Origin of the sequence: Thioalkalivibrio thiocyanodenitrificans ARhD 1, assembly GCF_000378965.1 — a bacterium.
Classification (GTDB): domain Bacteria; phylum Pseudomonadota; class Gammaproteobacteria; order Ectothiorhodospirales; family Ectothiorhodospiraceae; genus Thioalkalivibrio_A; species Thioalkalivibrio_A thiocyanodenitrificans.
This window is the reverse complement of the sequence record NZ_KB900536.1, coordinates 757,361-767,939: the sequence shown is the minus strand read 5'-3', so window position 1 is coordinate 767,939 and position 10,579 is coordinate 757,361. Positions and strand designations below refer to the sequence as shown.

General features: G+C 63.4%; 8 protein-coding genes. 1 reads left to right on the top strand and 7 read right to left on the bottom strand.

The window, feature by feature from the left end:
• Positions 1 to 297: 297 nt before the first annotated feature.
• Positions 298 to 2,574: an NADP-dependent malic enzyme gene (locus THITHI_RS0103535; protein ID WP_018231699.1), complete on the bottom strand. Its 2,277-nt coding sequence runs from the start codon at positions 2,572 to 2,574 to the stop codon at positions 298 to 300.
• Between the two features lie 871 nt (positions 2,575 to 3,445).
• Here THITHI_RS0103535 and THITHI_RS0103530 point away from each other — a divergent pair.
• Positions 3,446 to 4,366, top strand: coding sequence for a response regulator transcription factor (locus tag THITHI_RS0103530; RefSeq protein WP_018231698.1), 921 nt, complete (start codon positions 3,446 to 3,448; stop codon positions 4,364 to 4,366).
• 139 nt (positions 4,367 to 4,505) lie between these two features.
• Here THITHI_RS0103530 and THITHI_RS0103525 read toward each other — a convergent pair whose 3' ends face one another.
• From THITHI_RS0103525 to THITHI_RS0103500, 6 genes are read right to left on the bottom strand one after another with little or no spacing between them, the layout of a single operon-like run.
• A complete protein-coding gene (locus tag THITHI_RS0103525) occupies positions 4,506 to 5,777 on the bottom strand; it encodes a pilus assembly protein TadG-related protein (protein WP_018231697.1) in 1,272 nt (423 codons plus the stop codon).
• A gap of 2 nt (positions 5,778 to 5,779) precedes the next feature.
• A complete protein-coding gene (locus THITHI_RS0103520) occupies positions 5,780 to 6,223 on the bottom strand; it encodes a TadE/TadG family type IV pilus assembly protein (protein ID WP_018231696.1) in 444 nt (147 codons plus the stop codon).
• A 36-nt stretch (positions 6,224 to 6,259) separates the two neighbouring features.
• Positions 6,260 to 7,207 carry a tetratricopeptide repeat protein gene (locus THITHI_RS0103515; RefSeq protein ID WP_018231695.1) on the bottom strand — a complete coding sequence of 316 codons (948 nt, stop codon included), beginning with the start codon at positions 7,205 to 7,207 and terminating at the stop codon, positions 6,260 to 6,262.
• A gap of 36 nt (positions 7,208 to 7,243) precedes the next feature.
• The gene (locus THITHI_RS0103510) at positions 7,244 to 8,209 is read right to left on the bottom strand and encodes a type II secretion system F family protein (RefSeq protein WP_018231694.1); all 966 of its coding nucleotides are present in this window, start codon (positions 8,207 to 8,209) and stop codon (positions 7,244 to 7,246) included.
• A 13-nt stretch (positions 8,210 to 8,222) separates the two neighbouring features.
• On the bottom strand, positions 8,223 to 9,206 hold the full coding sequence (locus tag THITHI_RS0103505) for a type II secretion system F family protein (RefSeq protein ID WP_018231693.1): 984 nt from the start codon (positions 9,204 to 9,206) through the stop codon (positions 8,223 to 8,225).
• Between the two features lie 2 nt (positions 9,207 to 9,208).
• A complete protein-coding gene (locus THITHI_RS0103500; RefSeq protein ID WP_018231692.1) occupies positions 9,209 to 10,576 on the bottom strand; it encodes a CpaF family protein in 1,368 nt (455 codons plus the stop codon).
• Positions 10,577 to 10,579: the final 3 nt, after the last annotated feature.

The following is a 10,579-nucleotide window of genomic DNA, read 5'->3' as shown; positions in this document are numbered from 1 at the left end:
GTCGGAGGGCCTTGTGAGCCTAACGCATGAGAGGCGCGGGTCGTTGACCCGGGTGTTCTGTCGAGGGGGCATCGTCCGTTCCGTGCATGAGGCGGGGCATCAGGACGCTGCACGGGCCCAATACGCCGTTGACCCCGGGTTTGCCCGGAAGTTGCGGGAGATGCAAAGGGACGTCGAGTGCGGACGTGCATCGACGACATCGCCACGCAAGGGGACAGGTGGTGCCCTTCGCGTCGTCTTCATCCGTGCGCCGATGTCCGGGCCTGCATCTCACCAGAGATCGGTTCACCGGATCGTTCAACTCTCTTTCTGCGCCTCCACCACCGCCAGCGCCGTCATGTTCACCAGGCGCCGCACGGAGGCGGTCTCCGTGAGTACATGCACCGGCCGCGCCGCACCGAGCAGGATCGGACCGACGCTCACCCCTTCGCCACTGGAGGCCTTGAGCAGGTTGAAGGAGATGTTGGCGGCGCCGACGTTGGGCATGATCAGCAGATTGGCCTCGCCCTTGAGCTGACAACCGTGATACAGGCGCTCGCGAAGTTCTTCCTTGAGGGCGGCGTCCGCATGCATCTCGCCGTCCACCTCCAGTCCCGGCGCCATGCGCTCGATGATGGCCCGCGCCTCGCTCATCTTGCGGGCCGCGGCAGATCGGACACTGCCGAAGTTGGAGTGTGACACCAGGGCGACCTTGGGTGTCAGCCCGAAGCGGCGCACCTCTTCCGCGGCCATGACGGTGATCTCGGCAATGGTCTCGGCATCGGGATCCTCGTTCACGTAGGTGTCGCAGATGAACATGGTGCCGCGCGGCAGCATCAGCAGGTTCATGGTGGCAAAGTTGCGCTGCTCCGGTGCCAGTCCGATGACGTCGGACACGTGCTGCAGATGGGTGGCGAGGCTTCCCGTCACGCCGCAGATCAGCGAATCCACATAGCCATGACGCAGCAGCATGCAGCCGATCAGCGTGGTGTCGCTGCGCATCAGTTGCTTGGCGATCTCCGGGGTGACGCCCTTGCGGCCCATGAGTTCATGGTAATCGGTCCACAGCGGCCGGTAGCGGGGATCGGAATCGGGGTTCACCAGTTCGAAATCCTTGCCCGGCTCCAGTTTCAGTCCGATCCGGTCGATGCGCATCTGCACCACGTCCGGCCGGCCGATCAGCACGGGTTCCGCCAGCCCCTCCTCGAGCACCGTCTGAATGGCCCTGAGTACCCGCTCTTCCTCACCCTCCGCAAACACAACGCGCCGGGGGGCGGCCTTTGCGGCGGCGAACACCGGTTTCATGATGAAGCCTGACTGGTAGACGAAGTTGTTCAGTTGGTCGCGATAGCTCCAGAGGTCGTCGATGGGCGCGGTGGCGACCCCGGACTCCATGGCCGCCTTGGCCACCATGGGCGCGATCTTCACGATCAACCGGGGGTCGAAGGGCTTGGGTATCAGGTAGGAAGGTCCGAAGCGCAGGTTGTCCTCGCCGTAGGCCTTGGCAACCAGATCGGAGGGCTCGGCGCGCGCCAGGTCGGCCAGGGCACGCACGGCGGCCACCTTCATCTCCTCGGTGATGGCCTTCGCGCCCACGTCCAGGGCGCCGCGGAAGATGAACGGAAAACACAGGACATTGTTCACCTGATTGGGGTAATCGGAGCGCCCGGTGGCCATCATGGCATCGTCGCGTACCGTGGCCACCTCCTCGGGCAGGATCTCCGGATCCGGATTGGCCAGGGCCAGAATGAGCGGGGAGGGGGCCATGCGCGCCACCATCTCGGGCTTGAGCACGCCGCCGGCGGACAGGCCCAGGAATACGTCAGCGTCATCGATGGCCTCTCCCAGGGTGCGTGCCTCGGTCTCCTGGGCATAGCGTGCCTTGAAGGGCTCCATCTCGTCGGCACGCCCCTTGTAGACGACGCCCTGTCGATCGGTCACCCAGATGTTCTCCATGCGCAAGCCCAGGGTGACCAGCAGATCCAGGCAGGCGAGGGCGGCGGCCCCGGCGCCGGAAGTGACCAGCTTGACCTCGCTGATCTCCTTGCGGGCCAGGGTGAGGCCATTGAGCACCGTAGCCGCCACAACGATGGCCGTGCCGTGCTGATCGTCGTGGAACACGGGGATATTCATGCGCTCGCGCAGGCGGCTTTCGATCTGGAAGCATTCGGGCGCCTTGATGTCTTCCAGGTTGATGCCGCCGAAGGTCGGCTCCAGCGCGGCAATCATGTCCACCAGCTTGTCCGGATCCCGTTCGTCGAGCTCCAGATCGAACACGTCGATGTTGGCGAACTTCTTGAACAGAACCGCCTTGCCTTCCATCACCGGCTTGGCCGCCAGGGGTCCGATGGCCCCCAGGCCCAGTACCGCCGTGCCGTTGGTCACCACGGCCACCAGGTTGCCCCGTGCCGTAAGCCTTGCCGCCTGCGCGGGATCGGCCTCGATCGCCTTGCAGGCGGCCGCCACGCCCGGCGAATAGGCCAGTGCCAGGTCTCGCTGGTTGGTAAGTCCCTTGGTGGGTACCACCGAGATCTTCCCGGGAGTGGGGAGCAGGTGGTAGTCGAGGGCGGCTTGATCGAGTGTGGTCTTGTCCATGTAGGTGTCTTCTCACAATTACGACGTGGCTCGGAGTTACGTGGTTCCTTTCATCCGCGGGTCATTGATGGGTGTTCGTCCGGAGCCGGATCAGCGCATACCTGAACCTGACTTCCTGCAGAGGAGAAGTCGGATCGCCGCTCCAGGGACATGATCAGGGCAGAAAAATCGTATGTGATCATTTCGTGTCCAAGCTATCACAAACACCCTTGGAATTCTCCCGAAGCGACGCACCACGCGCCGCCGCCGGACTCCCTGGTTCTCCGGGATTCCCCGCTTCGGGGCCCATCGGCCATTGCGTGGATAGCGTTCCTGCACCACCGCATGGGTGGTGAGGGCACTCCCCGGTACAGGAAGCCGGAAGGATGGGGTGTGGCTGGCGGCCTACGGGATCACCTCGGGAGCCCAGCTAATGGCGGCCGGGCAATGGCGATCTCAAGATGCCGCCGAAGGTGGTGAACCGGGCGACGGGGATGGCAACGACCCGCAGGCGCGGTTTGCCGCGCAACCCCGCCGTGAAAACGGTTTGCTGAGCGTGCTTCGTGTCCGGGGTCGACCATCGCCAGGACCGTTGGCCCCGGACCTTCGTCCGTAGTGTTCATGCTTGAATTCCCTATTACATTGCCTACACTTATGTCAAGTGTCCCCGTCACATTTATCGATGGCATTGCGTCAGGTTTCCGGACAAACGCGCGATAGCCTCGAATATCTTTGCTTTTCATATCATTGGAAAACTTTCTTAAGCAATCACACAAGACCGGGGCACCAGGCGGACAACAAGTACCTACGCACGACTTTTGCCATGCCGCAGCGCCGGCCACGATGGCTGCCATCCGGGACATCGGGCAGCGCATGTCAGGGAGTACCGGTCATGGAAACAGGGGGTCGCGTCCTGATCGTGGTACGCAATATCAGGGATGCCACGAACGACGCATACATTGCGGGAATGCAGGAGAGCGGCTACCGGGTTCGGCGGATCCTTCCGGGCGAGTCGCCGTTGCCGATCCTGGCGCAGGAAGCGCCGCTGGTGGCCTGTTTTCAGTACGACTACCCAGACCTTCCCGGGCTGGCGGAATTGCGCCTGGTGAAGGAACGCATGCCCTCCGTGCCGCTGCTCATGATCACCCAGGCGCATTCGGAACCGCTGGCGGTCTGGGCATTTCGCGCGGGTGTACGGGACTTCTTCGTCCAACCCGTGGATGTTGACAGGTTCCTGTGTGTACTCAACGAGTTGTCGACCATCCGGCCGGACCACGACATGGGGCGACGGCCGCTGCGGGGCACATTGACGCCCCCTAATGTGATTCCGCCAGAGGCACGAATGAGAGGTGTCGGCGCACCGGGTGACTCGTCTGCCCTGGACCCGATTTCCACGTATGTAGCGCGCAATCTGCACGGGAAGATCGTTCAGGCGGAGGCGGCCGCGATCTGCAGGCTGAGCCCGTTTCAGTTCAGCCGCATCTTCAAGCGTCACTACCAGATGACATTTCAGGAGTACGTGCAACGCACGCGCATCGAGGAGGCGAAGCGCATGCTCGCCCATCCGGGAGCTTCGGTCACCGATGTCTGCTTCAATGTCGGCTTTCACGATCTGTCGTATTTCACACGTACGTTCCATCGTTACGTGGGCGATACCCCCTCGCATTACCGTGTGGCGGCGGCCCGGCAGGGGAGGTCGACCGGGGGTGGGCAGCCGGGTGCGGAAGCGCGATTACAGCCTGTCCCGGCCAGCACGCGGCATCAGGGTCTGACATTGGGATTGCCGAAACCAGAGCCGCGTCCGGGCGACTAGCCCGCATATCTCGCCACCCTTTTCTACTGCGGCAGCCGTTCTGCGTGCTGTGGCGGGGGTGTACTCGCTCCAGCCGGCTTGAATCGGTCCTTGAGGTACCACGGTCACCCGATGGGTCGCCCACCCTCGCGTCCGGCAATCAGTCCACCAGCACCGGGATCTGGGCGAGCACGCCGAAGTTCTCTCCACCCGTGCGTCCGATCGGTTCGTGCGGGGCGCAATCGGGAAGAAAGTAGATGGTCTTCTGCTTCCAGCCCCGTTCCTGGGGATCATCGCTCCAGTAGGCATGGCTTCCATCCGGCATGCGGATATTGAAGGTTTCCACAAAGTCATCCCAGCGCCGGGTCCCGTCAGGGTCATCGTTGCTCCAGGAGCCCGGAGACACATCGTTGCCATCGAGTGGGGGCAGTTCCATCTGCCAGGGCGCATCATCGTCTATCCTGTTGGCAATGCCCCTGTCCTCGATCCACACGATATTGAGGTTGACCGCGCCGACGAGCGGATTGCTGGGGGCGATGCCGCCCGAGCAGTCGATCACCGGAAGAGTCAGGTTCCATAGCCGCTCCTGCTCGGTCTCTTCCTTCCAGCAGGCATACAGTGAGTTGAAGGCTGACTGCACCTGTCCGTTGTTGGTTGCAATATCATCGCCGAAGTGCATTTCATCGGGGTTGCCGCTGCTGCAGATCAGTTGATTGAGTTCGTTGGCATTGGTGGCGCCGCTGTCGTCATGCCGGAAGTTGGTCCAGCCGCCGGTGTCCGAATGATCCGGAATGAAACGCCCCACGTTACATGAGAACTCGTTTCCATCCGTAATGGCATCGCTACAGATGGCGATGGGTTGGTCGACATCCTCGGGCCGCAGAGTCCCCGCGAAACCGATGTAGGCGACCGCCCGGGCCGATACGGAGTAGCCGCTGAATCCGAACACAGAGCCAAGAAACGCCTGGACCGGTGTAGCACTTCTCTGCGTGATCACTTCCATGGCGTTGATGAAGTTCAGGTTCAGGTCCAGTTCGGTCGTCGATGCGTTGAACAGATCCACCGGTTCCAGGGAAGGATTGGGCGTGAAGGTCCTGGTGGTGAAGCTCCAGTGTCCCCGCTGTACGCTGACCACTTCCACCGGTGTGCCCTGGCTGCTGTTGGCGATGGCGGCATCGTGTGCAATCTGGTTGGCGCCCGCATTCACCATGGAACCGTCAGGAAGGTAGAGCATGCGGGTACCGGCGAGCGCACCCGCATCCGATGCGTTCTGCAGTTCGTTACGGGCCACGTAGAGGTTGCCGCCGTCCAGGGTCAGGGCACCCAACCCCAAAAGGACGACCAGCGATACGGCCACCAGCACGATGGAGGCCCCGCGCTGGCGCGGCCGCGACGCTGCAAACCGGTGCCGGGAGACGTGATTGTGAAGCATGTCTATTCCGCCCGCATGACCGATGTTGAGGAGAGGTCGATGCCGCCGCCCAAGCCCGCGATGAATCCCGGAATGAGCATGAACTGGTATGGATAGGTGACAGTCACGGTAAGTTCATCACCCACATTGAAGGTGCCGCCTCCGTTCGAGCGCTGAATGGCGATCGCCATCTCGGCCTCTCCGCCCAGCGAGATGAGGTAGGAGGACGCGTAGTCGTTGATGGCCTGCGTGATGGCGGCATTCTCGGCCGCCAGGTCACGCGGATCCGGGCGGAACAGGATGCCGTGGCGTGCACCCTCCCGGGCGGCGTTCGTTATTGTGGCCTTGTCGAAGAGCGCCACGCTGAACTCGATGATGCCGAACAGGAGCACGAACAGGAGCCATGCCGTAATGGCGAACTCCACCAGTTCGGATCCCCGTTGTTTCCTTCGTATGCCGATTCTCATCGTCGTGACTCCGGGCGAGATCCGCGGCGGGTGCCCTCAGTCCTGCCGGGAAGCCGCCTTTCTTCGGATTCGGCGTTCCAGGTGTCTGGCATTCTCGCTGGCGGTTGCATAGAACGCGGGCGATCGGCGCATCGCTTCCTGGAAAAAGAAGGTTGCTTCGGAATACCGTCCGCCTACCATGGACACGTAGCCGATATCGTTGTAGGCCTCTGCCTCGGTGCCGCTTCTGGCAAGGGCATCCAGCGCGGCGTCGTAATTGCCTTCGCGTGCGTGCACCAGACCGAGATTTCGCCACGCCAGTTCGTAACGTGGATTGCCGCGCAGTGCCTGGCGCAGTGCCGCGCGCGCACCTTCCAGGTCTCCCGCCAGGTAGCGGGAGTATCCGAGGTTATTGAGGACGACCGGGTTCCCGGGACTGGCGTTCAGGGCATCGCTGAAGTGGCGCGCGGCCTCCTCGAAGTCCCCGTGAAGGTCCGACAGGATTCCCAGGGCATTGTAGGTGCGCCAGTTCGCGTTGCCGCTTCGGGTGACAGACTCAAGCTGCGCCGCCGCCTCGACATACTGGCGCTTCTCCAGTTGCATGATGCCGAGCGCGGTGGCGCCCGCCCCGTGATCCGGATCCACCTCCAGTGCCCAGCGATAGGCCAGTTCGGCCAACCGGTGATTCTCCCGCTGGTGATGTATGGTGCCGATCCGGTACAGGGGTTCCGCCACCGGTTCCGACTCGAGACGCAGACCGCGGATATACTCGAAAAGGGCGCGGTCGAAATCCCCCGCCCGCGCGGCCATGTCACCGTTCCCGTAAGCTTCCGCGGGGCTCCCTACCGGGAACGCGGTGGCATAGGCGGCGGTGGATTCACCGTCGTACAGCATCCCGTAGACATCCGGACTTTCGTTTCGGGGAATGCTGGCGCATCCGGCCAGGATCGCGCTCAACGCCAGTGCCGGAAGAAGCTTCCTGGAACCGGTTTTCTTCAGGCTCATGATATGGTCCTCGACCGCGGGGTCGGCGACAGGGGTTCAGCGTGCGCCCAGCGCCGCCATGGCGCCCAGCATCGGCGGCCCCAACGCGACCACGAAGAAGCTTGGAAACACGCAGAAGACAAGCGGAAAGAGCATCTTGGTGCTGACCTTGGCCGCCTTTTCCTCGGCCTCCTGCGTGCGCTTGTCACGCATCTCGGCGGCGAAGATCCGCAGCGTTGCCGCGATACTCGTGCCGAACCGCATGCTCTGCAGGAGCGTGGTCACCAGGCCCCGGATGTCCTCCACACCGGTACGCTCCTCCAGATCCCGCAACGCCTCCCGGTTGTCCATACCGGCGCGCGTCTGCATGTTGAACAGCAGCAGTTCGTCCGACAACTCCGGGTGGCTGACCTCCAGATCCTCCGCGACACGCTGGATTCCCTGTCCCAGTCCGAGCCCGGCTTCGCTGCAGACCACCAGCAGATCCAGGGCATCCGCCAGGCCGCGGCGCAGTGCGCGGGTGCGCCGGCGGATGGCCCGCTCCAGCCACAGGGTAGGCAGAAGGTAGCCGCCGAGGGCGGCGGAGATGGCGAACAGCAGGGTTGCGGTTACCGATACCCGGAAGAAGGTGGTGACAACGCCGAGGACGACCAGCGGCAGCAAAGCGGCGAGGGCCAGTTTTGCTCCGTAGAAAGCCCGCAATGCGGTGGGTGAACGAATCCCTGCGTGGCGCAGGCGCAGGGCCGCCCTGGAGCGGTTTTCACGCTCGGTGGGCACCAGGTAATCGCCCACGGGTGCGAACAGCCGCATCATGATCGACCCTGTGCGCTTTTCGCCCTCGTCCTGCTCGAGATGCTGGAGCCGGCGGCGCAATGGGTCTGCCAGACCCGCGAGCAACAGCATCATCGCCACCATCAGGGTAAAGGCCGCCAGCCCCATCATGGCGGCGAACCCGATTTGTGCCGCTTCGGGGTTAGTCATGAGCTCGTCGAGCAGGGCGATCAGGTTGCCTAGCGGTTCCATGACATGTCTCCGTTCATACGTCGATCCGCACGATCTTCCGCATCCAGATGATGCCGATGACCATGAGAACGAATGCGGCCACGACCAGTTGTCGGCCCGTGGGATCCTGGGTCAGCATGGGCAGAAACTTCGGATTGACCACCGAGAGCACCGCAGCCAGCGCGAATGGTATGAGTGACAGGACCCAGCCGGCCATCCGCCCCTGGGCCGAGAGGGTCCGCAGCTTGCGGTGAAAGCGGAATCGGTCACGAACGACTCCCGCGAGCCCGTCCAGAAGCTCGGCGAGATTGCCCCCGGTGTCCTTCTGGATCAGCACCGAGGTCACGAAGACCATGACGGTCACGCTTTGCACCCGGTTCAACAGGCCGCCCAGGGCCATGCGGACATCACCGCCGTAGTTGATCTCCATGAAGGTGGTTCGGAACTCGCTGCCGATCGGGTCGGGCATCTCTTCGGCTACCAGACGCAAGGCATCCGCGAACGGATGCCCGGCCCGCAGACCCCGGGACATGATGATCAGGGCATCCGGCAGTTGCTCCTCGAACCTGGCCAGACGCCGGGACTTGTCCATGGACAACCGGATGAAGGGGTAGGCACCCGCCAACAACGCGACGATCAGGGCCATCGCCGGATGGGGAAGCAGGTAGCCGAACGCCAGCCCGGTGCCGACGCCCAGCAACAGGGCCCTGAGGACCACCCGATAGGCCGGTGTCTCGTGCCCGGCCTGTTCGATCAGCCGTTCCAGGGATTGCATTCCCGGCAGAGCCTCCAGCCAGCGCTCCAACGGGGAGAGTTCCCGCAGGAACCTGCTGCGCACCAGCGAGATATGACCGGCCTGGCCCTCCATGCCTTCCATGGACTTAAGCCGTTTCCTGAGGCGTTTGCGTGCCCGCCGGTTCTCGCCGAAGACGGGCAGCATGAAACTCTGCACCAGCAGGAACGCCGCCACGAATATCATGACGAGGAAGATCACTTCATCGGAGATGGTCCAGGACATGGCTAGCGTCCGGGTTCGAACACGTCAAGGCCGGGGTCAAGGCCCCTGCGCTTGAGATGGTCATGGAATCTGGGCACGATGCCGGTGGCCTTGAGCTGGCCCAGCACGTTGCCATCCTGATCCAGCCCCTCGCGCTGGAACCGGAAGATCTCCGACATGGTGATGATCTCTCCCTCCAGGCCGTTGATCTCCTGCATGCTCACCACCCGGCGCCTGCCGTCCTCCAGGCGCTCCACCTGCAGGACCACATCGATGGCGGACGCGATCTGGGCCCTCAGAGGTCGTGAAGGGAGGTTGACGCCGCTCATGGCCACCATGCTCTCCACCCGGGTCAATGCATCGCGGGGGCTGTTGGCATGGACTGTGGTCAGGGATCCGTCGTGACCGGTATTCATGGCCTGAAGCATGTCCAGCGCTTCGCCACCGCGCACCTCGCCCACGATGATACGATCCGGGCGCATGCGCAGGCTGTTGCGTACCAGGTCGCGCTGGCTCACTTCGCCCTTGCCTTCGATGTTGGGAGGACGGGTCTCCAAGCGCACCACGTGGGGTTGCTGGAGCTGAAGCTCTGCGGAATCCTCGATGGTGACGATGCGTTCCCGGTGCGGAATGAAGCCCGACAGGACATTGAGAAGGGTGGTCTTGCCGGCCCCGGTGCCCCCGGAGATCAGCACGTTCAGCCGCGCTTTCACCACCGATTCCAGCAACCGTGCCGCGACCGGCGTCAACGTGCCGATCTCGACCAGATTCTCCGCGGTCAGCCGATCCACGGCGAAGCGGCGAATGGAGAGCATGGGCCCGTCGACCGCCAGGGGAGGGATGATGGCGTTGACACGGGAACCGTCCCGCAGGCGCGCGTCCACCATGGGGGAGGATTCATCGATCCGGCGACCCACGCTTGAGACGATGCGGTCGATGATGGTCATCAGGTGCCGGTCGCTGTCAAAGCGCAGGGCGGTCTGTTCCAGCTTCCCTTGCCGCTCCACGTAGACCTGGTTGGCTCCGTTGACCAGGATGTCCGCTACGGTCCTGTCCGCCAGCAGCGTTTCCAGTGGACCCAGTCCCAGCACCTCGTCCTGCAGCTCGGAGATGATACGCTGGCGGACGCCGGCATTGATTGGCAGCGCCTCCTCGGCCATGAGGTTCTCGCAGACCTGCTGTATCTCGGCGCGCGCGTCCTTGTCATCCAGACCGCCGAGAAGGGAGAGGTCCAGGACCTTCACAAGCTGCTTGAAGAGCTGCTGTTTGCATTCCTGTTCCGGCGCCGTGAGACTCAGCATCCCGGAACGCTGGCTGCGCTGTGCCCAGGCCGTTCGCCCGTTCTCGGCACTGCGGCCATCACCATTTCCGAACCGTTCCTTCAGGCCCATGAC

What these genes read in the sequence shown, in the direction of transcription:
- THITHI_RS0103525 (WP_018231697.1), bottom strand. Translation starts at nt 5,777, where the DNA reads ATGCTTCACAATCACGTCTCCCGGCACCGGTTTGCAGCGTCGCGGCCG.
- THITHI_RS0103505 (WP_018231693.1), bottom strand. Translation starts at nt 9,206, where the DNA reads ATGTCCTGGACCATCTCCGATGAAGTGATCTTCCTCGTCATGATATTC.
- THITHI_RS0103520 (WP_018231696.1), bottom strand. Translation starts at nt 6,223, where the DNA reads ATGAGAATCGGCATACGAAGGAAACAACGGGGATCCGAACTGGTGGAG.
- THITHI_RS0103535 (WP_018231699.1), bottom strand. Translation starts at nt 2,574, where the DNA reads ATGGACAAGACCACACTCGATCAAGCCGCCCTCGACTACCACCTGCTC.
- THITHI_RS0103510 (WP_018231694.1), bottom strand. Translation starts at nt 8,209, where the DNA reads ATGGAACCGCTAGGCAACCTGATCGCCCTGCTCGACGAGCTCATGACT.
- THITHI_RS0103500 (WP_018231692.1), bottom strand. Translation starts at nt 10,576, where the DNA reads ATGGGCCTGAAGGAACGGTTCGGAAATGGTGATGGCCGCAGTGCCGAG.
- THITHI_RS0103530 (WP_018231698.1), top strand. Translation starts at nt 3,446, where the DNA reads ATGGAAACAGGGGGTCGCGTCCTGATCGTGGTACGCAATATCAGGGAT.
- THITHI_RS0103515 (WP_018231695.1), bottom strand. Translation starts at nt 7,207, where the DNA reads ATGAGCCTGAAGAAAACCGGTTCCAGGAAGCTTCTTCCGGCACTGGCG.